The organism is Paenibacillus fonticola DSM 21315 (assembly GCF_000381905.1).
GTDB classification, from domain to species: Bacteria; Bacillota; Bacilli; order Paenibacillales; family Paenibacillaceae; genus Fontibacillus; species Fontibacillus fonticola.
Genome location: NZ_KB907254.1, coordinates 20,564 through 44,603, shown reverse-complemented (window position 1 = coordinate 44,603; position 24,040 = coordinate 20,564). Strand labels below are relative to the sequence as shown.

Here is a 24,040-nt window from a genome sequence, read left to right as displayed (position 1 = left end):
GAATTTTCATATACACTCTCTGGATCTGGCCGCTGCGCGAGTGATGTGTATGAATTTTCATATACACTCTCTGGATCGGGCTGTCCCGCGAGTGAATGTGTATGAATTATCATATACACTCTCTGGATCGGGCTGCCACGCGAGTGATGTGTATGAATTATCATATACACTCCCTGGATCCGGCCGCCCCGCGAGTGAATGTGTACGAATTTTCATATACACTCTCTGGATCGGGCTGCCCCGCGATTGATGTGTATGAATTATCATATACAATCTCTGGATCCGGCCGCCCCGCGATTGATGTGTATGAATTATCATATACACTCTCTGGATCCGGCCGCCCCGCGAGTGAATGTGTATGAATTATCATATACACTCTCTGGATCGGGCTGCCCCGCGAGTGAATGTGTATGAATTATCATATACACTCTCTGGATCGGGCTGCCCCGCGAGTGAATGTGTATGAATTTTCATATACACTCCCTGGAACCGGCCGCCCCGCGAGTGCTTCTGTACGATTTTTCATCTATCCCCACCACCCCCGACGCCGGCCTAGGCGCTGCTAAGCAGCAACTGCTCGATCGGATGAGCCAAGAGCAGGTAATAAGCATTCAGCATGCTTACATCGTCAATTCCAACAACCGATCCCAGCTCTGCCCGGTTACATTAGAACTTATTTGCAGATTTCAAGCCGCGAAAGTAGAGTTATAAGTTTTTAACGGAGTTGAAAGATTGCATCATCGCAAGAAAAACGGGAGACCTCAAAAGACGCATTTGAAAGATCTCGTTCATATCAGAAGAACTACCGCTAATCGCGGTCTGTCTTTCCAGAAAATACGTCAATACGATAGACGTTTTCCTTACAAAACCGGATGAAAAAGAGCCCCGCCAACGCGGCGAGGCTGCAAACGCTAGTCAAAAGTTCATCTTATTGTCGTTCCAATCCCTGATGAAATGGATAAACTCATCGTTGGGCAGCGGCCGGCTGAACAGATAGCCCTGAAATTGGTCGCATTTCAGGTTCCGCAAGTAATGAAGCTCTTCCTCCGACTCGATGCCTTCCGCTACGATGTCCAGCTCCATATGATGCCCAAGCTCGATCACTGCACGGACGATGGCAGATTTTTTGGAGTCATGGGCCAGTCCTTGAATGAAGGAACGATCCAGCTTCATCTCATGAATGGGTAAGCGCTGGAGCTGACTAAGTGAAGAGTAGCCGGTACCAAAATCGTCCAATGAGATGGTAATCCCCATGGCGCGCAAATCGGACATCACCTTAATAACATATTCTGCGCTTTTGATTAGCGAGCCTTCCGTAATTTCAAGAATTAAGTCCTCTGGAGCAAGTTCTGTCTTCTTCAGCACGCGGGAGATCATCCCGAGCAAATTGCCTTGATAAAAGTGCCTTGCAGAGAGATTAATGGCGATTGGAAAACGCGGCAGCCCCTGCTCCTGCCAGGCTTTATTTTGCCGGCACGCTTCTGTAACGACCCATTCGTCAATATCCAGGATAATTCCGGACGTCTCGGCGAGCGGGATGAACTTGTCGGGAGGCACTGAACCGTATTCGGGATGAAGCCAGCGGATCAACGCTTCCGCTCCGCAGATGCGCCCCGTCAACGCATCGATTTTAGGCTGGTAGTTAAGGGAGAATTGTCCTGATAACAAGGCATTGCGCAGGCTGTTCTCCAGCTTCATATTTTCCGAACGCTGATTTTCAATGATCTGGTCATAGAAATGATAAATGCTGTCCCCTTGCTCTTTAGCGGCATACATAGCGATATCTGCATTTCTCATAATCAAATCAAGGTTGTCTCCATCATATGGATATATACTGATTCCGATACTGACGGAGACGTACAATACGACGTCATGGATACGGACCGGTTCATTCAAGGCATCGCAAATCGCCTGGGCGGCCTGCTGTACCGATGTTGTGTCATTGTAGTGATAGACAAAGACGAACTCGTCCCCGCTGAGCCTGAATACCCGGAGCTGATCGGTGACAAGCAGGGAAAAGCGGGAGGCGACCTGCTGCAATAAAATATCACCCATCTCATGCCCCAATGTATCGTTCACTTGCTTGAAGCGGTTCAAATCCGCAAACATGACGGCAAAGGGATGCTCCGGTCCATAGTGCATGCCCAGTGAGCCGATATATTCCGTAAAATGGAGCCGGTTGGGCAGCCCGGTCAGGCCGTCATAATAGGCTAGCTCCTGCAGCTTCTTCTCCGATTGCTGCAGCTGCATCGTTTGCTCCTGAAGCAACTGGTTGCTCTTAAGCGATTCCTGAAATATATGTAGCAGCTTATTGGTCATTTGCCGGAAATTCAGTGTCAGTGAGCGAATCTCCTGGATGCGGCTCTCCGGCCAGTCTAAATTATGTAGGCTGTATACTTTGCCTGGCAAGCCTGTTGTCACTTCCGCGAGCTCGGACAGCCCGCGAACCAGCCGCCGCGTGAACCACTTGCCGGCCATTGCCGCACAAATGGTGAACAGGAGCAAACAGCTGAACTGTGTTAAATATTGGCCGTAGATTTTCTCCTGGTACTGCAGCAAAGGCACCCTCATATATAAAGTCAGCGGCGCGCGCTTCAGTGTTGTCCCGTAAATATAACTGGCCTCTTGCCACTCCTGATTCGGCAGCAGCCTGGGCTGCTGCTGCTGTAAATGGAGGGTGAAATCATCCGATTGGATTGGATCGGCTTGAGGGAGCAGGAACTTCTCCATAGAGCGGTCGGAGAAAACGTTCTGGCTGTCTGCGACAATCTGCTGTGTCTTTGGATCGAAAATGATGATGTGATACAGATCGTCAGCGGCAAAATGCTTCACGATTTGCTGCAATCCCTCAACCTGGTTTCTCCCCAAACGCCCCAGGCTCCGAATATCGTAAGGGGACCAGCGGTCGATTTCATTGGAAATGCTGTTCGACGTCGTTAAGGCAACCTGTAAGGAATTGTAGCGTACAGCATCATATGTATTCCTGCTGTTAATGACAAGATAGAACAGAAATGGCAAGGAAATAGCCAAAAAAATAATATAATACAGCAATTTGCTTAAATAAATCGGCTGTTCAGGAGCGGCTACCCCAGTCTGAAAAAAACGCCTCGGAAGATGTTCCCAGATTACGTCAGCCATCAAGACGTTGAACAATCCGTTCGATATGTAAATAACCGCCAATAACCAGGCCTCTATCGATAAAATTTGATAGGATGCATAGTATAGGAGGAGGAAGAGAGGGGTACCGAGGGTAACCCAGAAAGCAAAATCCGCGCCGACCACGGTCCTGATTCGTTTTTTCCAGCGCAATGACAGGCTCACAAAGATGATCTCTAAAAGAAGAATACCCTGAAAATAGGGGTTGCCCCAAGCAAAAATGGAAAGAGTATAGACGATTAACGCAGCGCTTATCCCAGCGCCGATCCCGTATACCCGGGTCAACAGAAAAAGTACCAGATTTGTGAATATGAGTGAAATCCCAAATATCAGATGCAGGGGATGATATTCACTGAAGAGTGCCAGGGCGAGCCCCGCCAGAAAGATGATACCTGATGTGTAATGAAAACGCCTTCTTTTGGTGATCATGTTGATCCTCCCCCGGAGGAATTATAATCCGTTATACCTACATTTCGTCATGATCAGAAGAAAACCCTTTTTTTAAGGGGAGAAATCAGCGAGAGCCTCACTCGGAATACTAGGACAATAGAATTACAACTTGCACGTGTCAATGACTTATGGAACAGCAAATATTTAAAAAATGAGATACTTTTATTTTAAAGGTTCGGCTAGCATTAGATTACAGACGTTGAGGGGTGATACTATGGATTTTAAAAAATTTCTGAAACTGGTAGAAATCCAGACGAAGGCAGCGAGCATGATCCCCTTTTTGTTCGGAACGGTTTATGCTTTGTTCAGATTTCAGCAGCTCAATGCCCTGCATTTTATGCTGATGTTCATTTCCTTGTTAAGCTTTGATATGGCGACTACAGCGATCAACAATTACTATGATTATCGAAAAGCTATCAAAAAGCACGGCTACGGCTATGAGATTCATAATGCCATCGTACAGTACAATATTAAGCCGCCGGTTGTGCTTGTTGTTATCGCCATACTGCTTGCCTTGGCCGTGGGTGCGGGAATTGTCTTATTTGTGCATGTCGGCTGGCTGCTGTTGCTTCTTGGAGGCTTGTCATTTGCAGTCGGAATTTTGTATTCCTTTGGGCCGATTCCGATTTCGCGCATGCCGCTGGGGGAGATTTTTTCGGGGCTGTTTATGGGCTTTGTTATTATATTTATTTCCGCCTACATTCATGTGGGGGATCAGTTCGCTTCGCTGACCATGGCAGACGGTGCTGTTACGCTGCAGGTCCAACTGGCAGAAGTGATCCTGGTATTTCTCATTTCGATCCCGGCGATTATCGGCATCGCTAACATTATGCTTGCGAACAACATTTGCGATATGGAAGATGATATTGAGAATAAGAGGTATACGCTGCCGGTTTATATCGGAAGAGCAAATGCCATTGCGCTGTTTAAAATGTTGTATTACGCCGCTTACTTGGATCTTATCGTGCTGTGCATACTTCGTGTACATCCGCTCATTGTGCTGCTGATTCTGCTTACATTCATCCCTGTCCGTAAAAATATAAAACGCTTCGCCGAGCAGCCGACGAAGCAGTTTACCTTTGGACTAGCCGTGCAAAATTTTATGCTGACGAATGCTGCCCGCATAGCTGCCCTTGGCATCGCGGCGCTCCTGTTGTTGTAGCGAAGCTGCTCGCACAGCCGCTCGGCAGAGCGGCATGGCCGAGCGACGCGCCAGAGCAGGGCGCATGAGCGGCATGGCGGAGCGGCAGGGCAAAGAGGCAGAGCAGCCCGGCACAAAGCGGCGGGGCAGAGCCGCAGAGAAGAGTGATGAGCGGCATCCCTCAACGGTTGGCCTGCCTATGAGCAACTGCCGTCCGCCGGCCGTGCGCTGCTCTGCGCCGTGAGGGAGCTTCGTTGTTCCAGCGGAAAGCTGATCAGATTAGATATCATGTTTACGTTGTTTTCGTCCCGTGACAGGTTGGTGGACGATGTCCAAAACGCGAGCTGATTAATCCATAACATGAACTGATCAGTACAAGATGCTGAGCTAGCCAATTTGACTGCTGCGTACAGTCCGCGGCTTGGAAATATCGCCGAGATCAAGCGGACGCTGAACAAAGGCATGCCGCTCTGGCCAGCTGTTGGCGGTCCTAATGCTGGACCCGTCTGGAATGAGGCGTTAGAAGTCTATCTTTTTTTTGGGGCAAACATAATTCCGGCACCGATACAAATCAATGCCACTGCGAGGACGGGCTGACCCCAAATCATGCGGTTGTACAGCGATCCGAACAGGATGATGGCAAAGAACAGGAAAGACATCACGCCCAAAATGTTAATAGGGATCAGCAGCCATTTGTTCCGGTTGCCAAACCAGTAAAATTCGAACAATCCCACGGCGGGAGCAAGAATGAATCCAGGCCATAAATAGCCCCAGGCATCGAACAGCGTCGAGAGCTGGCAGATGATACCAACCGTGAACAGAATGCCTCCGGGGATGAGCAGGCCGATTCCGCGGCGCTCTGTCAGGGAGAAATATAACCAGTGAAAAAAAAGCCCAAGCGGAATAATGAACAGGGTAGCCCAGAAATTGCCGAACAGGCCGCCTATGGACACGGCTTCCCTATGGAAAAAAAATAAATAGATACCCGCCAGGATCAATAGCGGACCAAGTAAGGATTTACGATTCATGCGGACGTCTCCTTTAATTTTATGTAATCAATTATTCAATTATTTACAGCATACTATATTCAGCTTGCATCATCTTCGGTCTCTAGGGAAGAAAATAACTGGACTTTGGTCTAGCATATCTAGTCAAAATTTTACCTTAAGCGGCAGCGGAATACATCATGTATAATCAATATGAAGTATTTTTTAATTATTTTGGAGGAGCGTGAAGACGGGTGAGTAAATGGACGATGTTCAGAAAGGCATCCCGGTTTCAAGTCATTCCCGTCATGCTTATTCCTGTTTTTCTTGGAGCGCTGGGCGCTTTTGTGTGGAAAGGGGAATTCCATCCGGTTCTGTTCGTCATTACATTAGTAGGTGCGGGAGCGGCTCATCTGTTCTCGAATATGATTAATGACTTATGGGATTATCGGAGCGGGGCGGATATGGCTGCCCAAAATACACCGGAGGTGATTTCCACGAACTCCGGCTTTCTGGCGGGAGGAGTGATGCCGGAGCGGACCTTTGCACGGCTGACCTGGTCTTTGCTGGGGCTGGGCGTGCTCTGCGGTGTAGTTCTAAGCTTGTACAGCGGCTGGCCGGTTCTTGTCTTCGGCGGTCTTGGCGGGCTGATCGCTTATTTCTATGTAGCGCCTCCGATACAGTTCGGATATCGTGGAAAAGGGTTCAGCGAGCTGGCGATTTTACTGTCTTTTGGAATCCTGCCTATTATGGGCTCTTACTACGTGCAAACCGGCGATCTGAGCTTCTCATCTGTATTGCTGTCGATGCCGGTGGGGCTTTTAACGACGCTGCTGCTGTTCAACCATCATTTTTTGCATTGGCAGGCGGACAAGCAGGCTGGGAAAAATACGCTGGTCGTGGTTTGGGGAGAAAAGCGGGCGCTTCACTTCTCGAAGCTGCTGCTGTTTTTGGCCTATGCATTTCTATTGATTTGCGTCGCCATGGGCATACTGCCCATATATGCTTCGGTCGCCCTGCTGACGGCTATTCCGCTTTACCGGGTATATGGCGGGCTGCAGGATCATAACGCGCCATCCGCCTACTTGCCCCTGATGGGCGCTTCGCTTAAGGCATCTATTCGCTGCGGTGTCGTGATGATGGCGGCTCTTTTGATAGAAGGCTTTTTACGTTGAGAAAGGCAGCAGCTCCATATTTTTAGGCAATAGGCAATAATTTTAGGGCAGCCAATTGGGGACAACACGAAGGAAAGAGAGACGATAGTGATGGACAAACAACGGGTGATTGGTGATTTTCATACGATATTGAATGAGGGACAGGTGTGGAAAATCGGCGGATTTCCGCTGCCCGACGGTTCCTTCTGGGAGTATCGGGAACCGGATGCGGTCGTCATCGTCCGCAACGGAATTTTGTATGTGCGTGCTCCGCTTAGCCGCCAGCATGACCGTATACAAATACTGGATAATGCCAAGCACATGTACTACTCTGTTGAAGAATTCAAAGTGCCGGAGCACGGAGAGATCAGCTTTGAGCTCGATATTCGCGCGCGAACGCAGAACACCGTCCCCGGTGATCTGTATGACGGCTACGTATCCTTGAATCTTCTCGATTTTTCGACAGGAGCAGCGCTGGACTTTTTCGCCGGGAACGATAAATATGCCAGTGTGTACGCCGTGCTTCCCTTCCCTGGGGTAGAGGTGCCGGCCAGCGATAAGACGCGATTCTTCTGCATTTTCAAGGAGGATACGGACTTTAAGGCGAGAGAGTTTAACACGTATAAAATTACGTATAACCGCGCCGCAGATGAGGTTGTATTCTATGTTAACGGCAATGAAGTACGCCGGGAGCAGGGCGTGCCGGTTAAGTTCAATCAATTTACGATAGCACTCGGCATTATGACAGAGAAGGACTTAACGCCGGAGGGCAGCGTGTCGGTGCATGGCCAAACCGTCATTGCAGAGTATTCTCCAGTGAAGGTGACGGTAAAGGAATAGGAGACCAGACTCGGTGGTTTGTTCGATAAAGTGCATGATCCATTTCCAGTGCCTTGCTTGCGATCTCGAGAAGGGATACGCGCGTACAAGAACGTATAGGCTCGTAAAAGTTCGTACCAGCATATACAAGTTCGTACAAGTTCATACAAGTACGTTACAAGCACATATAGGCTTGTGTCAATACGTATAGGCGCGTACAAGCACGTATAAGTTTGTAAAGTTCTATAAGCCCGATAGGCTCGTAAAGCTCGTATAAAAGCCGTCCGAATGTCGTAACCTAGCTGAAGAATGAGGAGCGTTTGTTGCTTTAGCGGTACAAGCGCTCCAAAGACTTAATTAGGCACACATAAGGAGGTTTCTTATAATGGCGAATCGCAACAAGGAACGACATCCTGAGGCGGGCAATGGCAGCAGCAATGGACAAAATGCGACAACCGGAAACGGTGGTGAAGGCGGGAACGGGCGCTTAAGCCAGTTCAAAAACCACAGCATCCACGGCGGAGATACTCCTAACGAGTATATTGACCAGGAGAAGCGGAGATAAGGGCTAGGCACAGCCCGTAGCCGCAGCAAGAACGATTGAATGATTGCTCACTATATCCAGCCCAGCTCAGTTCGCTAAGGGGAAACGGCAAATCACAGCTAAGCGTAAAACAATAAGGTCAACGTCAAAACAAGCAGCAGATCGTATGGTAAAGTCAGACAGCATAACAAGGGGCCGTTCGTCAGCATTCGCTGGGAATGGCCCCTTTGCGCTTCATCTGCGGCTTTACTTTTGCGTGCCGTGCCGTTTTTTGGGCAGCTGGCCTGCTGGGTTGCCTTTCCCGTGCTGCTCCTTATTCCGGCGGTCTTTTTCCTGCTTGTCATGTACTTTCTCTACGAACTCATGCAAATTTTCCACGTTGCTTTAGCCTCCTTTGCAGCAAGGTGATGCTTCTTCTAATACTATGTCCAAATAAGCGGATTCCCATGTTGGGACGGCAGCTTTTTGCATGGTTGCTCGTTGTACTTGGATATAGACCGGTTGTACAATAGGGAAAGGATAAACGCTTTACAGGAAAGGGGAATGGAATTATGGAAAAGAAGCTTCGATTTGGAATACTCGGTTGTGCAGGAATTGCCATCAAAGATGTGATGCCGGCAATTCAGAAATCAGAGTACGGAGTACTGGCCGCTATCGCGAGCCGGAATTTGGAGAAGAGCAAATCGGTAGCCGAACAATTCGGCATAACGACAGCTTATGGCAGCTATGAAGAGCTGATTGAAGATACGACGATTGAGGCCGTATACATCCCGCTCCCGAATCATTTACATAAGGAGTGGGCGATTCGGGCCATGGAGGCGGGCAAACATGTGCTGTGTGAGAAGCCGTTAGCGCTTACGAGCGAGGAAGCTGCAGAAATGGCGGCTGTCGCCAAGCAGCATGGCGTCGTTCTTGCCGAGGCTTTTATGTACAGACATCATCCGCGCTGGCATAGAATCCGGGAAATTATAGCGAGTGGAGAACTGGGCGAACTGCGTCTGATTCGTGGCGCATTCACCTACAACAATGCCGAGGATCTGGACAATATCCGGCTGCAGCCGGAATGGGGCGGAGGCTCGCTCTACGATGTGGGCTGCTATCCGATCAGTGCTGCCCGCTTCATTCTCGGACAAGAGCCGGAGGCGATTACCGTGCATGCGCAGTTCTCGGACAAGCATTATGGCGTGGATATGATGGCTGCGGGAATCGTAGAATTCCCTCGGGGCCTGGCGCTGACCTTCGATTGCGGCATGTGGACGGAGCATCGTCAGCTGCTGGAAATCGTGGGCAGCGAGGGCCGCATCGACATTCCGCATGCTTTTACCGTGGGAGATGATGAGGATGCTTCCTATACAGTCACGGTTGGCGGCGAGAGCCGGGTGGAGGGCCATAATGACAAGGCGGATCCTTATGCCATGGAGGTAGATGATCTGGCCAAAGCCGTATTCAAGATACAGCCGCTGCTATTTTCTCCTGAGGATGCTGTTCAAGGCATGCGCGTCCTGGAGGCAGGACTGGCATCGGCGCGGGAACGCCGCCGGATTAGCTTGAAATAGTTCATAATTCGCTCGTCGAAATAAAATTTTACAATCCTAGTCAATGTTGAATGCACATATGGACACCCGCAATCTGGACATTTTGAGAAAAAGTGTTCGGCTTGCGGGTTCCTTGTCTTATATATGCTAAAAAAGCTTGTTCCCCTAATTGAGAATAGAGACTTTGATATCCCGCGCAGACCGTGCATTTCCTGAAGCTTCAAAATTTAAATGGTTGACATTACTGGAACGGGATAGGTATAATTTAATCTAATTGATAATGAGTATCATTATTAACAATGATCTTGCCGGCAATGACATTAAGTTCCTCTGGCCAGGGGAACGATGATTAAGGACTAGAAATGAAGAAGACATATCTGATCGCAGCACTAATCATATTATCCATCGTTTCGCTCTTGATCGGAGCAAAGACGACTTCATTAACGGAATTGCTTCGTCTCGACCCGGAACAGTGGGAAATTATGCGGATCAGCAGATTTCCCCGGCTGATCAGCATCGTAATTGCCGGAGTGAGCATGAGCATCGTCGGTCTTATTATGCAACAGCTTACACGGAACAAATTCGTCTCGCCTACGACAGCAGGAACGATGGATTCCGCAGGCTTCGGCATTATGGTATCGATGCTTCTGTTCTCTTCCGCAGGACCGCTGGGCAAAATAGCTGTCGCCTTCGTTTTCGCCTTGCTCGGTACGTTCATCTTTATGCGTATACTCGACAAGGTAAAATATAAGGATACGATCTTTATTCCGCTGGTCGGACTGATGTTCGGTGGAATCGTCAGTTCGGCGACGACCTTTTTCGCGTACAAGTATGATTTGATTCAAAGTATGAATGCATGGCTATTCGGTGATTTCTCGATGATCATGCAGGGACGATACGAGATTCTGTACATAAGCGTCCCGCTTGTCGCGTTGTCTTATTTTTTTGCGAATAAATTTACGGTTGCAGGCATGGGTGAGGAATTCTCAGTCAATCTTGGCCTGAATTATAAACAGGTCGTCAATATAGGGCTCTTTATCGTGGCGCTAGTCACTTCGGTCGTGGTGCTGACGGTAGGCTCGATTCCTTTTATCGGCCTCATCGTTCCGAATTTGGTGACGATCTTCAAAGGGGATAACCTGAAGAAGAACCTGTCGGATACGGCGCTGCTTGGGGCTGTATTCGTTCTGGCCTGCGACATCCTGGGCAGGGTCATAATTTACCCATATGAGGTGCCAATTGGCCTGACAGTAGGGGTTATCGGCAGCGGCATTTTCCTGTACTTGCTAATGAGGAGAAAGACATATGAGCATTAGAACAAAAATAGGCGCTCTGGCCATTCTAGCGATTGTCCTCGCGGTCTTGTTCATGACGATCGATGCAGGCGGCCAATGGGACTACATCCTCCAAAAACGAGGCAAGAAGCTGATCGCCATCCTCCTTACGGGAACGGCCATTGCATTTTCCACCGTCGTGTTTCAGACGATTACGAACAATCGCATCCTTACGCCGAGTATCATCGGCCTGGACTCATTGTATATGCTTCTCCAGACGGTCATTGTGTTTGTATTCGGATCAACGGCGCTGACGTTAATGAACAAGAACCTGCAGTTTATTTTGGCTGTTGGACTCATGGTGCTGTTTGCGCTGCTCTTATACCATCTGCTCTTCCGCAGGGAAGGCCGCAATATTTATTATTTGCTGTTGATCGGCTTGATCTTTGGCACGTTTTTTTCCAGCTTGTCGTCGTTTATGCAGAAGCTGATCGATCCCAACGAGTTCCTGATCGTGAAGGATAAAATGTTCGCGAGCTTCAACAACGTGAATTCAGACATTTTGCTGATCGCTATAGCGGGGGTGCTTGTGACTGGGATTTATTTTTCCAGGTTCAACAAGTATTTGGACGTCCTTGCACTAGGCAGGGAGCATGCCGTCAATTTAGGGGTCAGCTACGACTATGTTGTGAAGCGAATGCTGATCGTGGTGGCGATTCTCATCTCCATCTCGACGGCGCTGGTCGGACCAATTACCTTCCTCGGGCTGCTCGTAGCCAACGTAGCGTATCAATTTCTGAATACGTACCGCCACAAGCAGTTGATTGCAGGGGCATCGCTCATCAGCGTTATCGCCTTGGTCGGCGGGCAACTGGTTGTGGAAAGAGTGTTTACTTTCTCCACCTCACTTAGCGTCATCATCAATTTTATCGGTGGGGTGTACTTTATCTATCTACTGCTGAAGGAGAACAAATCGTGGTAAAGGTCAGGGGAGTATCGAAGAAATACGGCGGCAAAAAGGTAGTCGACAACGTCTCCGTCGACATCGCCCAAGGGAAAATCACCTCGTTTATCGGCCCGAACGGAGCGGGCAAAAGCACGCTTATGTCGATGATTAGCCGGTTAATCACGAAGGATGAGGGCGAAGTCGTCATTGATGGACAGGAAGTCGGCAGCTGGAAGAGCAACGAGCTGGCGAAGAAAATTTCGATTTTGAAGCAATCGAACCATATCAACATTCGGCTTACGGTCAAGGACTTGGTCAGCTTTGGACGATTCCCTTATTCGCAAGGGAAGCTGACGAAGGAAGACGTGAAGTATGTCGATAAGGCTATCGCCTACATGGATCTTGAACCGATGAGAGACAAATACTTGGATGAGCTCAGCGGCGGCCAGAAGCAGCGGGCGTTCATTGCCATGGTCATTGCGCAGAATACAGAATACGTTCTGCTTGACGAACCGCTCAACAATTTGGATATGAAGCACTCGGTACAGATCATGAAGGTGCTGCGCAGGCTCGTGGATGAGCTGGGCAAGACGGTTGTGATAGTCATTCACGACATCAATTTTGCCTCCTGCTACTCGGACTTTATTGTGGCTCTTAAGGATGGAAAGATCGTCAAGGAAGGCACCACCGATGAAATTATGGATCAAGATGTGCTTAGGGAAGTATATGACATGGACATTCCGATCGAAAATATCGGGGGCAACAAAATCTGCGTCTATTTCACATAAATACGAAAAGGCGAAGGGGCCATGGCGAATTGGGTGGGAGGCAAATTGCTAAATGCCAAATGCCAAATGCCAAATGCAAATTGCGAATTGCGAATTGCGAAATGCAAAATGCAAAATGCAAAATGCGAAATGCAAAATGCAAAATGCGAAATTGCAATTGAAATTGCAATTGAAATTGCAAATTGCATTTAGCAAAAGCGCCGCTCTTCAAGGTTGGACACTAGAGAATATAGATGGGTAACCATCTCTAATTATGATGATGAGGTGAATTTGAAGTGAATAAGAAACTGTCTTTATTGGTCATGTCATTGATGCTTGTATTTGTGCTTGCGGCGTGCGGCGCGAATAAAGGAAATAATGCGGCGAATACAGGAAATGCGCCAAGCAATGGCGATACATCGGCTCCTGCAGCGGCGGCTCCGGCGGAGGAAGAACTGTCGATTACGCATCAGTTGGGAACAGCAACGCTGAAGAAGAATCCGGACAACATCGTTGTATTTGACTACGGTACATTGGAATCGCTCGACAAGCTGGGCGTAGAGGTAACAGGTGTGCCGCAATCCAATTTGCCGCCTCACCTGAAAAAATACGAGGATTCCAAATATACGAACGTAGGTACATTGAAAGAGCCTGATTTTGAGAAAATTAATGCGATGAAGCCGGGAGTGATTTTTATTTCCGGACGTACGTCAGAAGCTTATGGTGAATTGAATCAAATCGCCCCGACGATTTACTTGGGCGTCGACAATGCGAAGTATTTGGAATCTATGAAGGAGAACGTGAATATTCTGGGACAAATTTTCGGCAAAGAAGCTGAAGTGGATCAGGAATGGGGAGCGATCGAGGAATCCGTTAAGGCGATCAATGAGCAAACGGCGGCAAGTGAAGGCAAGGGACTTGTTATTTTGACGACGGGCGGCAAGGTGAGCGCTTATGGCCCCGGCTCCCGCTTCGGAATTATTCACGATGAGTTCGGTATCGCACCAGCAGACGATACGATTGAAGTGTCTACGCATGGACAAAGCATATCTTTCGAGTTTGTAGCGGAAAAAAATCCGGATTATCTGTTCGTCATCGACCGTGACGCTGTAGTTAGCGAAGGAGGTCAAGAGGCAGAGCCGGCATCCAAGCTCGTAGAAAACGATCTGGTGAAGAAAACAAATGCTTATAAGAACGGTAAAATCATCTACCTCGATGCCAGCTACTGGTACCTGTCCGGCGGCGGATTGATCTCTGTCCCAGAGATGGCCAAGGAAGTCCAAGAAGGCATCAAATAAACGGTTAATTTTTGATCATGGAATAGTAATATTGCTTGGAAGCTCTCCGGCTACTTTGCCGGGGGGCTGTTTTTATTTGGAGCTATCTGAGTGCTCTGAGGGGTATGGCCGGTGAGTGAAAAATAGGGGGATGCAGCAATTTGGGGAATTGTAGAAATGTAAAGTTGTAGGGCTGTAAGGTTGTAGGGTTGTAGAGCTGTAAGGCTCTAGGGCTATAGAGCTGTGGAAATGTGGAGTTGTAGAATTATTGAGCTGCACAGTTTCACAGTTGTAGAATAGCAGGGTTGCACAATAGAGTTGTACAGTTGCAAAGATACACAGATACAGAGTTGCAGAAGCATAGTTCACAGTTTCACAGTTGTAGTTGCATAGTTACATAGTTCACAGTTTCACAGTTGTAGTTGCATAGTTACATAGTTCACAGTTTCACAATTGTAGTTGCAAAGTTTCATAGTTCAGTTTCACAAATGTAGTTGCAGAATAGCATAATCACACAGTTATAGAGTTATAAAATTGCAGAATTGCAGTAACATGCATGCTTGCTTTATGGGGGCTATGGAAGAATGGAATAAAAGATGCCAGGCAGGTTGATATGGTGTTCAAGGAGCTTGAAGTAGGAGTACTGTTTGTAACTGTATTTATGGTATTTAAATTATATAATTTGGCGTGGGATACACATTTAGAGGGATTTCGTGTAGTTAAATTCAAGTTTAATGGAGAGTAAGGCAGAAAAACTTATTTTAGATACACGAAGTCCATCTATTATTTAAAACTGTCTAATTAACAATAAATTAAGTACACAAAATCCTTTTATTTTGTAGCATTAATGAGAATATGGAGCATGCGCGCATCAATGAGAACGTCGCAGTATATGAATCAACGCGAATGGCCGCAGCATGCGCGCATCAATGGGAATGTGCAGTATACGAGCATCAATGCGAATGGCCTCAGCAAGCGAGCATTAATGGGAATGTGCAGTATACGAGCATCAACGCGAATGGCCGCAGCATGCGCGCATCAATGAGAACGTCGCAGTATATGAATCAATGCGAATGGCCTCAGCAAGCGAGCATTAATGGGAATGTGCAGTATACGAGCATCAACGCGAATGGCCGCAGCATGCGCGCATCATGAGAACGTCGCAGCATACGAACATCAATGCGAAATGCCATAGCATGCGAGCATTGAATGCGAATGCGCAGTTATTGGCATAGAGGGAAGCTTGACTTGCCCCAACTGAATGCAAAATTACATTTATAGTGATGAGAGAGGAGGGGGGATAGTGATGAGAGGGAAGGGGGTATAGTGAGAAAGTGGGCGTCTTCCCCGATCGGCATTAACACCAATAAAACCACAAAAGCAGAGCCCCGCGCACTGAGGAGTGCACTGGGAGGCTCTGCTTCATTTTTTTAATCTTGCACAAATCGTCTTTTAAATCTTGAACAGGCCTATCTTTTAAATCTTGAACAAATCGTCGATTTTCACCGGCTGTCCGGTGCGGATCGAGCGGTTGGCAGCAATGCCTGTCATGATGGACAGGGCGCCGTCAACATGGGAAGCAGCGCGATTGAAGCGGTCCTCCTGCTTCTTGTCGAAAATGTCGCGCAGCATGACCGGATCCCCGCCGCCATGGCCGCCGGCAGCTTGCTCGACCTCAACTTTGTAAGGCTCCGCAAAGTGAGGATAGACCGTAATGTCCATGCCCTCCAGCGCGCCTTCATTTTCTTTCTTGCCGCCGGAATTGACGTAGGATTGTTCAGTCACCCGCACCTCCATGCGCCCTTTCGTGCCGTTGAATACAATGATAAAGCCTTCCCACGGCAAGTAGGCGTTCAACGAGTAGTTCATGACGGTTTTATTTTTGTATTTCACCATGACGCTCATCGTATCTTCAATGCTGATGTTGTCTCCAAACACGCTTTGGTCGCGTTGGTACCCGTCCTCATGCTCGGCATCCAGGTACAAGTTCTTCAAATGCTCGTTACGATCGAGGTGCAGGGCAAACGGGTCGTTCTCGGCTGCCTTGCTGCCATAGGCACGCTGATAGAATTCGGTGACTCCGCGTTTCTCGGCATTCTCCTTGCCGTAGAAGCGCAGATCGCCCATCGCGAATACGGTATCCGGCTTGGAATCCAGCCAGAAGTTCATCAGGTCAAAGTGGTGCGTAGATTTATGCACGAGCAGTCCGCCGCTGTTGCGTTTGTCGCGATGCCATCTGCGGAAATAGTCGGCACCATGCTGGGTGTTCAGCAGCCACTCGAAATTGACGGACAAAATTTCGCCCAGCGTTCCATCCATAATAACTTCACGGATTTTCGTATTATGGGGAGCGTAGCGGTAGTTGAACGTTACGCGCAGGTCACGGCCCGTCCGCTCGATGGCGTCATATATTTCCTGGCACTTCTCCTCGTCCACGGTCATCGGTTTTTCGGAAATGACGTCACAGCCCAGTTCCATTGCGCGAACGATATATTTATGATGCGTGCGGTCGATCGTGCACACCAACACGTAGTCCGGTTTCGTTTCCCCGATCATCCGGTCAAAGTCTTCCGACTTATATGTCGGCACTTCATGGTAGTTGTATTTGTCCCTCAACAGCTTGTTCGTGTAGTTCATTCTCGTCTGGTTGACGTCGCAAATGGCCACCAGCTCCGAAGTTTCTTTATACGTCGTAATCAGCTCACTATAGAAAAATTCAGCCCGGCCTCCGACACCTACGATGACATATTTCTTCTTGGACAAGGGGATCACTCCATTTACATTAGTTTAAATCTATCTTATAGTATATGAAATGTAAAAATCTAAGCTTTTCTTAGTCATTTCGTCAAAAAGTATGCATATATTATCTTAAAATTGCAGCGAGGGATGTGCTATGAATATCGTACCTTTTTTTGATGTCGAACAGATCAAGCGAACCGGGACATTCAATATGGACTCTGACCATTTTCATGAAAGTTACGAAATCTATTATTTGCTCGCCGGGGAAAGATACTACTATGTGAATGACCGGATTTACGCCCTTCAGGTCGGCGACCTGCTGTTCATTAACAAAAATCAGCTGCACCGGACAACGAGCAAAGGCCGCTCTAACCATGAGCGGATCTTGATTAACTTTGAGGATTCCTTCCTAGAGCCGCTGCTGGAGCTGGGGGTCGGCGAATTGCCGCTGTTTCAGGGAGAGAGCTTCCTGCTGCGACCGGACGTGCATGAACAAGGACGGATCCTCGACATCCTCCAAGATATGCTGCGTGAACGAAAGGAAGCCGCCATTAACTATACGCCCTACTTGCAAACACTGCTGCTGCAACTGCTCATTCTGATCCGCCGCATCCGGGAGGCGGCTCCCGAGCCTGTCCTGCCCGAATCCAGCGAAAAGCAGCGCAGGGTTTACCGCATTCTCGAACATTTGAATGCCCATTACGCCGAGAGGCTGACCTTGGAAGGCATCGCCGAGCACTTCTACATCAGCGAGACGTATTTATGCCGTATTTTCAAGCAAACAACAGGGTTTACGGTAATCGAGTACCTGAACTATGTACGCATCCGTGAAGCACAGGCACTACTGCGGGAGACGGACTTCAAAGTTACCCGGATTGCCGAGGAGACAGGCTTTGACAGCATTGCTCACTTCGGAAGAGTGTTCAAGCAAATTACGAAACGATCCCCTTTGCAATATCGCAAGCAATACAGATCAGGCTAATCAGGAGCTAGAGCTATTAGCGACTATAGAAAGCAATATGACCACGGATGGGGGATAGGCGGATGTACTGCTAGCTTCATTGCAGGAAAAAATACAGGCGTTGATCGATAGCAAGTAAGTCCCCGGCCCTCACCTCGTGACTAGCCCTGCGGCCTTGCTCGGTGATCGTACCCGCACTCTCGGTCCGTAACCAAACCTGCGGCCTTGCTCGGTGACCGTACCCGCACTCTCGGTTCGTAACCAAACCTGCGCCCTCACTCCGTGACCGCCCCCCCCCTCGCCTTCACTCCGTGACCGGAATAATGATTTCCACCATCGTGCCGAAGTCAGGCTTGCTGCGAATGCGCAGGCTGTACTGGTCGTTGTACATGAGCATCAGCCTCTTGTTCGTGTTGAACATGCCTACATGGAGCGCAGGCTCCTCATCCGATCGCAGCTGTCTGTTGATCTCGCTTAATTTTACGGGCTCTATGCCCGCCCCGTTATCGAGGACAATGATCGACAGCCGGTTTTCTTTGCGGACGAGCTTCACCTTAATAAGTCCGAAATCCTCCTTCTCTTTAATGCCGTGATAAATGCTGTTCTCCAGAAGCGGCTGCAAGATTAGCTTCATCGTGGACAGTTTGGTGGTTTCCTCCTCGTATTCAAAGAGGACGTCAAACTTGTCCTTGTATCGTTTTTTCTGAATATTGATATAACTGACAGAGTTGGCGATCTCCTCTGCCCAGGTCACCGTTTTGGTAGGATTGCTGAAGGAGTAAGACAGCATATCGGATAAATCCTCAATCATTTCACTCGCCTTATTTGGCTTTCCGGTCAGAGCCACAGACTCCCAATAGACGGAGTGCAACGTGTTGTACAGGAAATGCGGATTGATTTGCGATTGCAGAGCCAGCAGCTCCATAACCTGCAGCCGGTATTTTTTCTCCAACAGTTGTGTGTGAATATAACGATGCTCGATAAAATGAGTGATCATATTATGAATAATATAAGAGTACTCGTCCCTGACTTTTCCCGGGGGCTCCAAGGGTGTAAGGCGGTCATCTGCAGACTTGATCAGCGTACGAATCATCTTCAGCTGCTTATAGTTGCGGCTCACTAAATAATAGGTGAGGATAAAACCGCATACTACAGATATTCCTGTAAAGAATAGGGTGTAGTTAAAAATACGCGTCGGTGTCTTATACAGCTCAGAATGCGGAATAGCCGAAACATATTTCCATTTGTAGCGTTCCGACTCTACTTTGGTAACATTGATCATTCCCTGCGGGGTGCGCATATCAAAAAATTCTGCAGGTTGATTCGCAATCCGCTGAATGTCTTCATCCTGAAAGAATGCCTCATGCTTATGGTTAGAGAAAATGACATGGTTGTTCTCATCCAGTACGAATAGCTGCTGCCCCTCGTAGGTTGTAATATCATCGAGAATATTTTCTATATATTTCGGGCGGATATTGAGGATGATCGCGATTTTTTGCGGCACCAGCACATTGTAGAACGTAACCATCGCCGTAGGATTGGTCTCAAAATCATAGAAGCGGATATTTCGCCGTGTTGTCCATTTCGTAGGCATGCCTGTATAATCCATAAACAGCCCATACCATTCCGTATCGTAGTAATGATCCAGCGTCACCAGACCGTCGACAGACGATAGAAAGCGATGGTGCGGGTTATCGACATAGAGATAGAACGACTGTATATAAGGCTTGGAACTCGTAAAAGCATTCAAAAAGCTGGAAATGATCCGGTTAGAAGTGGAACTCTCATACGTATAATATGGATTTTTTAGTACAGATGACAGCTCGTTAAAAATGTCTTTGTTGTCGTAAAGTGCAAGATACAGCGTATCCAGCTCATTCAAAATCATTTCCAGCTGAGTTTGCGATTGCTGCAGCAAAAAGCTGCTGTTCTGATTAATGTCGGCTTTAATATCATGCTGTGTTGAAATCGTCGAGAGGGAGCCAAGTATGATAATCGGAATCAGCAGCGGAATGAGAAACCTAGCCAGATGCTTGATGAAATACTTTTCTCTCATCGGGTCACTTGGCCATTTCTATATTCACTGGGCGTTTTCCCGTAATAGCTTTTGAAGGTGCGCGTAAAGTTTTTAGCGTTGCTGTAGCCGACCATTTCACTAATTTCATACGTCTTGTAGCTTACGTTTTGCAGCAGATTCACCGCGACCTCCATCTTGGTGCTGATCAAATAATCTGAGAAATTTTGCCCCGTCTTTTGTTTGAAAAAAAAGCTAAGGTAGTTGGCGTTCATATGGACCTGCCTGGCGACTTCATCGAGAGAAGCGTCCTTATAGTTTTCTTTTACATAGGACTTAATTTTACAAATAATAAGGCTTTCGTCATTTCGGGGACCAGCCAGATCGGCTGGTCCCGCTGGACCGGCTGCCTCTGCCTTTTGTGCCGGCAATGCTCCCTCAGCTTCCATTTCTTCCTTTAGCTTGAGGAACACTTCCATAAGCATATGATACTTGGCTGGCTTGAGCACGTAGTTTTTCACCCGGTAGTGCAGTGCTTTTTGGGCATATTCGAAATCCCGGTAACCGCTAATAAACACAACTTTAATGTGCCGGCTGCTGTTGTATAAATGCTCCGCCAGCTCGATGCCGGACATGACAGGCATTTTAATATCTGTAAGGACGATATCGACACGTTCTTTTTCCGCTATAAAATGAAGGGCTTCCTGCCCATTGTTAACCTGGCCGACAATATGAAATCCGATCTCGTCCCAAGGAAAATAACTGCACAATGCTTCCCTTGTCTCTGCTTCATCATCAACAATTAACAGGTTAAACATGAATTCACCTCATGCTCGCAAGATGTAGTGTACTGGTTTCTTCTTAAATTATAACAGATACGGTGATTACGAATGTAAGCGATTTAACAGGCGGGGTGAACAACTGTAATAATGATTCGTTTTACAATAATGGGATACCTTTTTGAAAAAAAGCATGTGAAATGATACCCAAATCTAAGATTAGCTACCTTAAAAAAGCGGGAAATTAGCCCTATAATTAAAAGCGCTTACATCAAAGATGTTAAAAGGAGAATGAACGATGAAAAGAAAAAAAGTAGGGGCGTTATGTATTGCTATTGTCATTATTCTTTCCATTCTTGGTGGCTGCTCTTCAGGGAATAGCGAGCCTTCGGGTGCAAATAACACGAACGGAGGCGGCGGAAAAAGCGCCGGCAATGAGAAAGTAACCTTGCGCTTCAGCTGGTGGGGTGGAGAGGATCGCCATGCGGCAACTCTTGCAGCTATTGAAGCCTATAAGCAGATTGCGCCAAACGTCACGATCGAAGCGGAATACCAGGGCTTTGACGGCTATGAGCAAAAGATCAAGACCCAGCTGTCCGGAGGCACTTCCGCTGACATTATGCAGCTTGACCTGCCGTGGCTGCAGGAGTTGACCGGCAAAGGAGATTTCTTTGTCGATTTGAAAGATCAATCGGAATTTGATACGTCCGGATTCGATCAAAACTTTCTGAGCAATTTCGGGCTGTACAATGGCAAGCTTGCCGCTGTGCCTACCGGAGTTAATGCTTATTGTATGATCATTAATAAGACGCTGGCGGATCAACTGGGAATTTCAACGGAGACGCAGTGGGATTGGGAATCTATATATGAAGCAGGGAAGAAGCTGCATGCGGAAGACAGCTCCAAATATCTTCTGCTTGCCGACCATGCAGCCTTGCGTCAGGATATCATCACCATGCTGAAACAGCGCACAGGAAATCAATGGGTTAATGAAGATTTTACCGTCGGCTTCAGTAAAGAAGATGCAGTGTCCAGCTTTGAGTGGCTGCAAAAAGCGATGGAAGCAGGCGTTTATCAGCCGATCGGCGAGAGCGACCTTTTCTTCGGCAAAATTGACCAAAATCCGAAGTGGATCAATCAGGAAATTCCAATGGCTCCATCGATGAGCAGCACGCTGTTATCGCTTAAAAATGTACTGCCTGAGGACGTTGAAATTGTAACGGGCCTTCCGGTCATTGCCAAGGATGCCAAAGATACAGGCGTACTGGTCAGACCTGCCCAGCTGTTTGCTATCAGCAACAAAAGCCAGCATCAGGAAGAAGCCGCCAAGTTCCTCAATTGGTTTATGAATGATCCGGAGGCTGCCGCTATTCTGGGTGACGTTCGTTCTGTTCCGCCGGTCAAATCATCTCAAGAAGCTGCTGTGGCAGCAGGTAAAATTGACGCGGCAATTACGAATGCGGTGGAGCTTGGGTTGAAAAATGCTGGAATAGTGGACAACAGTGTAGCTAACAACTCTGAAGTGCAAAAAGTGCTGGAGGACATCATTCAAAAAGTCAGCTATGGAAAGTCAACCCCGGAGCAAGCTGCGGATGAGCTAATTTCCAGCCTGACCTCCAAGCTGGAGGAAGTCAAAGGCAGACAATAAACAAAGAGATTTGAGATAGGAAGGGAGAGTCCGCTATGTCTGTATCTAACTCAGTGCCGGCCAAGGCTCAGAAGCATGTGGGGCAGAAAATTAGAGTCAAGAAAAACTATCAGTACATCGGACTGTTGTACATTGCGCCTTGGATTATAGGTTTGCTGGTCTTTCAGTTCTATCCGTTTCTGTCATCGCTGTATTATTCGTTTACGGATTATAACATGGTAAGCACGCCTAAATTTATAGGGCTAGACAATTATAAGAAGATCTTTACGGCGGATCCTGACTTCTACCAGTCGCTAAAGGTAACGGGGATTTATGTACTGCTCGCGGTTCCGGTCAAGCTGGCTTTTGCCCTGTTTATCGCCGTATTGCTTAGCGCGAAGCTGAAAGGGATCAATCTTTTCAGAACCGTCTACTACCTGCCTTCTATTCTTGGGGGGAGCGTGGCAATTTCCGTACTGTGGCGCTTCCTCTTTATGAAGGAAGGGGTTATCAATCATATGCTGGGCTATCTTCATATCGGTCCGGTGGATTGGCTCGGGAGCCCGGATGTGGCGCTGTATACGCTGGGACTGCTCACGGTTTGGCAATTCGGCTCCTCGATGGTGTTATTTTTGGCGGGGCTGCAGCAGATCCCTAACGATCTATACGAGGCCGGCTCCATTGACGGGGCATCCAAGGTACGCATGTTCTTTAAAATTACAGTGCCGCTGCTCACGCCGATTGTCCTGTTTAATCTGGTGATGCAGATGGTTAACGCTTTCCAGGAGTTTACCGGCGCGTTCGTCATCACGAATGGGGGACCGATGAAGTCGACCTTCTTATATGCGCTGAAACTGTATGAAGAAGCTTTCAGTTTCTTCAAAATGGGCTACGCCTCCGCGCTGTCCTGGATCTTGTTCATCATTATTATGGTGGTAACTGCCGTTATTTTCAAAACCTCCAATAGCTGGGTATATTATGAGGACGGGAGAGGATAAACCATGAGGGAATCAAACAGCAGGACACGCACTACACTCAATTACACATTTCTGATTGTTCTCGGGTTTATTATGGTATACCCGCTCATCTGGCTATTTACGTCATCGTTCAAGACGAATGCTGAAATTTTCGGCTCCAGCAAGCTGCTGCCTACGACGTATGTGTGGGACTCTTATGCACTAGGCTGGCAGGGAACGGGACAGTACGGCTTTCAGGATTTTTTCATCAACACCTTGATTCTGGTCATTCCGACGGTTGTATTCACGATTATTTCCAGTGTCATTGTAGCTTACGGCTTTGCGAGATTCGAGTTTCCGATGAAAACGATGCTGTTTTCGATTATGATCGCGACACTTATGCTGCCGAACGCTTCGATCATGATTCCACGGTATATTTTGTTTAACAAGATGCACTGGCTCGATACGTATTTGCCATTCATTATTCCGGCGGCTTTTGCCACAGGTGCGTTTTTCGTCTATATGATGATCCAGTTTCTCAGGGGTCTGCCCCGGGATTTGGACGAAGCCGCCACTATCGACGGATGCAACTCGTTTACTGTACTGACGCGGGTGCTGCTGCCGCTTTGTAAACCAGCTATTTTCTCTGTCGGCATATTCCAGTTCATGTGGACGTGGAACGACTTCTTTAACTCGATCATCTACATTAGCAGTGTGAAGAAGTTTACCGTGTCGCTGGGACTTCGTCTATCTCTCGACGCTTCGTCGGCGGTGTCCTGGAACCAGGTGCTGGCGATGTCCGTAGTCAGCATTGTGCCTTGCATTCTGTTGTTCTTTTTCGCCCAGAAATATTTTGTGGAGGGCATATCGACAACAGGCTTGAAAGGGTAAGAGGGGACAGCAGCTCCAAAAGGT

Annotated in this window: 23 protein-coding genes; 17 read left to right on the top strand and 6 right to left on the bottom strand. The window is 47.9% G+C overall.

The window, feature by feature from the left end:
• The first annotated feature begins 462 nt into the window (after positions 1 to 462).
• Positions 463 to 711 carry a hypothetical protein gene (locus tag G358_RS33055; protein WP_157274342.1) on the top strand — a complete coding sequence of 83 codons (249 nt, stop codon included), beginning with the start codon at positions 463 to 465 and terminating at the stop codon, positions 709 to 711.
• A gap of 204 nt (positions 712 to 915) precedes the next feature.
• Here the strand turns inward: G358_RS33055 and G358_RS0111555 are convergent, their stop codons facing one another.
• Positions 916 to 3,585: an EAL domain-containing protein gene (locus tag G358_RS0111555; protein WP_019637382.1), complete on the bottom strand. Its 2,670-nt coding sequence runs from the start codon at positions 3,583 to 3,585 to the stop codon at positions 916 to 918.
• 235 nt (positions 3,586 to 3,820) lie between these two features.
• Between G358_RS0111555 and menA the strand changes: the two genes are divergently transcribed.
• Positions 3,821 to 4,768, top strand: coding sequence for a 1,4-dihydroxy-2-naphthoate polyprenyltransferase (gene menA / locus G358_RS0111550; RefSeq protein ID WP_019637381.1), 948 nt, complete (start codon positions 3,821 to 3,823; stop codon positions 4,766 to 4,768).
• 34 nt (positions 4,769 to 4,802) lie between these two features.
• A complete protein-coding gene (locus G358_RS33050; protein WP_157274341.1) occupies positions 4,803 to 4,991 on the top strand; it encodes a hypothetical protein in 189 nt (62 codons plus the stop codon).
• Positions 4,992 to 5,274: 283 nt separating this feature from the next.
• Here the strand turns inward: G358_RS33050 and G358_RS0111540 are convergent, their stop codons facing one another.
• On the bottom strand, positions 5,275 to 5,775 hold the full coding sequence (locus G358_RS0111540; RefSeq protein ID WP_019637379.1) for a hypothetical protein: 501 nt from the start codon (positions 5,773 to 5,775) through the stop codon (positions 5,275 to 5,277).
• A gap of 212 nt (positions 5,776 to 5,987) precedes the next feature.
• Here G358_RS0111540 and G358_RS0111535 point away from each other — a divergent pair, with 212 nt between their 5' ends.
• The 3 genes from G358_RS0111535 to G358_RS0111525 all read left to right on the top strand — a co-directional run bounded on the left by G358_RS0111535 (position 5,988) and on the right by G358_RS0111525 (position 8,271).
• Positions 5,988 to 6,908: a prenyltransferase gene (locus G358_RS0111535; protein ID WP_019637378.1), complete on the top strand. Its 921-nt coding sequence runs from the start codon at positions 5,988 to 5,990 to the stop codon at positions 6,906 to 6,908.
• A gap of 90 nt (positions 6,909 to 6,998) precedes the next feature.
• A complete protein-coding gene (locus G358_RS0111530; RefSeq protein ID WP_019637377.1) occupies positions 6,999 to 7,727 on the top strand; it encodes a DUF6081 family protein in 729 nt (242 codons plus the stop codon).
• A gap of 364 nt (positions 7,728 to 8,091) precedes the next feature.
• Positions 8,092 to 8,271: a hypothetical protein gene (locus G358_RS0111525; RefSeq protein WP_019637376.1), complete on the top strand. Its 180-nt coding sequence runs from the start codon at positions 8,092 to 8,094 to the stop codon at positions 8,269 to 8,271.
• Between the two features lie 225 nt (positions 8,272 to 8,496).
• Here G358_RS0111525 and G358_RS32295 read toward each other — a convergent pair whose 3' ends face one another.
• Entirely contained in the window at positions 8,497 to 8,628 is a 132-nt protein-coding gene (locus G358_RS32295; RefSeq protein WP_019637375.1) for a DUF4023 domain-containing protein, read from the bottom strand.
• A gap of 173 nt (positions 8,629 to 8,801) precedes the next feature.
• Here G358_RS32295 and G358_RS0111515 point away from each other — a divergent pair, with 173 nt between their 5' ends.
• From G358_RS0111515 to G358_RS0111480, 7 genes are all read left to right on the top strand, one after another.
• Positions 8,802 to 9,806: a Gfo/Idh/MocA family protein gene (locus G358_RS0111515; protein WP_019637374.1), complete on the top strand. Its 1,005-nt coding sequence runs from the start codon at positions 8,802 to 8,804 to the stop codon at positions 9,804 to 9,806.
• Between the two features lie 341 nt (positions 9,807 to 10,147).
• On the top strand, positions 10,148 to 11,101 hold the full coding sequence (locus G358_RS0111510; protein ID WP_019637373.1) for an ABC transporter permease: 954 nt from the start codon (positions 10,148 to 10,150) through the stop codon (positions 11,099 to 11,101).
• Entirely contained in the window at positions 11,091 to 12,041 is a 951-nt protein-coding gene (locus tag G358_RS0111505; RefSeq protein ID WP_019637372.1) for an iron chelate uptake ABC transporter family permease subunit, read from the top strand. Before G358_RS0111510 ends, G358_RS0111505 begins: the two co-directional genes overlap by 11 nt.
• Positions 12,035 to 12,793, top strand: coding sequence for an iron ABC transporter ATP-binding protein (locus tag G358_RS0111500; RefSeq protein WP_019637371.1), 759 nt, complete (start codon positions 12,035 to 12,037; stop codon positions 12,791 to 12,793). The genes G358_RS0111505 and G358_RS0111500 overlap by 7 nt, the downstream gene beginning before the upstream one ends.
• A 52-nt stretch (positions 12,794 to 12,845) precedes the next feature.
• Complete coding sequence (locus tag G358_RS0111495) at positions 12,846 to 13,034, top strand: hypothetical protein (RefSeq protein ID WP_019637370.1); 189 nt, start codon at positions 12,846 to 12,848, stop codon at positions 13,032 to 13,034.
• A 34-nt stretch (positions 13,035 to 13,068) separates the two neighbouring features.
• Positions 13,069 to 14,070, top strand: a complete 1,002-nt coding sequence (locus G358_RS0111490; RefSeq protein WP_019637369.1) for a siderophore ABC transporter substrate-binding protein — start codon at positions 13,069 to 13,071, stop codon at positions 14,068 to 14,070.
• 834 nt (positions 14,071 to 14,904) lie between these two features.
• Positions 14,905 to 15,204: a hypothetical protein gene (locus G358_RS0111480; RefSeq protein ID WP_019637367.1), complete on the top strand. Its 300-nt coding sequence runs from the start codon at positions 14,905 to 14,907 to the stop codon at positions 15,202 to 15,204.
• Between the two features lie 321 nt (positions 15,205 to 15,525).
• Here the strand turns inward: G358_RS0111480 and G358_RS0111475 are convergent, their stop codons facing one another.
• The gene (locus G358_RS0111475) at positions 15,526 to 16,812 is read right to left on the bottom strand and encodes a Gfo/Idh/MocA family oxidoreductase (RefSeq protein ID WP_019637366.1); all 1,287 of its coding nucleotides are present in this window, start codon (positions 16,810 to 16,812) and stop codon (positions 15,526 to 15,528) included.
• Positions 16,813 to 16,942: 130 nt separating this feature from the next.
• Between G358_RS0111475 and G358_RS0111470 the strand changes: the two genes are divergently transcribed.
• Positions 16,943 to 17,770: a helix-turn-helix transcriptional regulator gene (locus tag G358_RS0111470; protein ID WP_019637365.1), complete on the top strand. Its 828-nt coding sequence runs from the start codon at positions 16,943 to 16,945 to the stop codon at positions 17,768 to 17,770.
• A 283-nt stretch (positions 17,771 to 18,053) separates the two neighbouring features.
• Here the strand turns inward: G358_RS0111470 and G358_RS0111465 are convergent, their stop codons facing one another.
• Complete coding sequence (locus tag G358_RS0111465) at positions 18,054 to 19,805, bottom strand: sensor histidine kinase (protein WP_019637364.1); 1,752 nt, start codon at positions 19,803 to 19,805, stop codon at positions 18,054 to 18,056.
• On the bottom strand, positions 19,802 to 20,581 hold the full coding sequence (locus G358_RS0111460) for a response regulator transcription factor (protein ID WP_019637363.1): 780 nt from the start codon (positions 20,579 to 20,581) through the stop codon (positions 19,802 to 19,804). The genes G358_RS0111465 and G358_RS0111460 overlap by 4 nt, the downstream gene beginning before the upstream one ends.
• 259 nt (positions 20,582 to 20,840) lie before the next feature.
• Between G358_RS0111460 and G358_RS0111455 the strand changes: the two genes are divergently transcribed.
• Genes G358_RS0111455 through G358_RS0111445 form a run of 3 tightly spaced genes read left to right on the top strand, consistent with a single transcriptional unit; the run spans position 20,841 to position 24,016 of the window.
• A complete protein-coding gene (locus G358_RS0111455) occupies positions 20,841 to 22,190 on the top strand; it encodes an ABC transporter substrate-binding protein (protein ID WP_019637362.1) in 1,350 nt (449 codons plus the stop codon).
• A gap of 35 nt (positions 22,191 to 22,225) precedes the next feature.
• Entirely contained in the window at positions 22,226 to 23,167 is a 942-nt protein-coding gene (locus G358_RS0111450) for a carbohydrate ABC transporter permease (RefSeq protein WP_019637361.1), read from the top strand.
• A gap of 3 nt (positions 23,168 to 23,170) precedes the next feature.
• Entirely contained in the window at positions 23,171 to 24,016 is an 846-nt protein-coding gene (locus G358_RS0111445; protein ID WP_019637360.1) for a carbohydrate ABC transporter permease, read from the top strand.
• The last annotated feature ends 24 nt before the right edge of the window (positions 24,017 to 24,040 follow it).

Coding starts and splice junctions, on each gene's coding strand:
- G358_RS33055 (WP_157274342.1), top strand. CDS start 463: ATGAATTTTCATATACACTCCCTGGAACCGGCCGCCCCGCGAGTGCTT.
- G358_RS0111555 (WP_019637382.1), bottom strand. CDS start 3,585: ATGATCACCAAAAGAAGGCGTTTTCATTACACATCAGGTATCATCTTT.
- menA (WP_019637381.1), top strand. CDS start 3,821: ATGGATTTTAAAAAATTTCTGAAACTGGTAGAAATCCAGACGAAGGCA.
- G358_RS33050 (WP_157274341.1), top strand. CDS start 4,803: ATGGCCGAGCGACGCGCCAGAGCAGGGCGCATGAGCGGCATGGCGGAG.
- G358_RS0111540 (WP_019637379.1), bottom strand. CDS start 5,775: ATGAATCGTAAATCCTTACTTGGTCCGCTATTGATCCTGGCGGGTATC.
- G358_RS0111530 (WP_019637377.1), top strand. CDS start 6,999: ATGGACAAACAACGGGTGATTGGTGATTTTCATACGATATTGAATGAG.
- G358_RS0111525 (WP_019637376.1), top strand. CDS start 8,092: ATGGCGAATCGCAACAAGGAACGACATCCTGAGGCGGGCAATGGCAGC.
- G358_RS0111515 (WP_019637374.1), top strand. CDS start 8,802: ATGGAAAAGAAGCTTCGATTTGGAATACTCGGTTGTGCAGGAATTGCC.
- G358_RS0111510 (WP_019637373.1), top strand. CDS start 10,148: ATGAAGAAGACATATCTGATCGCAGCACTAATCATATTATCCATCGTT.
- G358_RS0111505 (WP_019637372.1), top strand. CDS start 11,091: ATGAGCATTAGAACAAAAATAGGCGCTCTGGCCATTCTAGCGATTGTC.
- G358_RS0111495 (WP_019637370.1), top strand. CDS start 12,846: ATGCCAAATGCCAAATGCCAAATGCAAATTGCGAATTGCGAATTGCGA.
- G358_RS0111480 (WP_019637367.1), top strand. CDS start 14,905: ATGGAGCATGCGCGCATCAATGAGAACGTCGCAGTATATGAATCAACG.
- G358_RS0111470 (WP_019637365.1), top strand. CDS start 16,943: ATGAATATCGTACCTTTTTTTGATGTCGAACAGATCAAGCGAACCGGG.
- G358_RS0111465 (WP_019637364.1), bottom strand. CDS start 19,805: ATGAGAGAAAAGTATTTCATCAAGCATCTGGCTAGGTTTCTCATTCCG.
- G358_RS0111460 (WP_019637363.1), bottom strand. CDS start 20,581: ATGTTTAACCTGTTAATTGTTGATGATGAAGCAGAGACAAGGGAAGCA.
- G358_RS0111455 (WP_019637362.1), top strand. CDS start 20,841: ATGAAAAGAAAAAAAGTAGGGGCGTTATGTATTGCTATTGTCATTATT.
- G358_RS0111450 (WP_019637361.1), top strand. CDS start 22,226: ATGTCTGTATCTAACTCAGTGCCGGCCAAGGCTCAGAAGCATGTGGGG.
- G358_RS0111445 (WP_019637360.1), top strand. CDS start 23,171: ATGAGGGAATCAAACAGCAGGACACGCACTACACTCAATTACACATTT.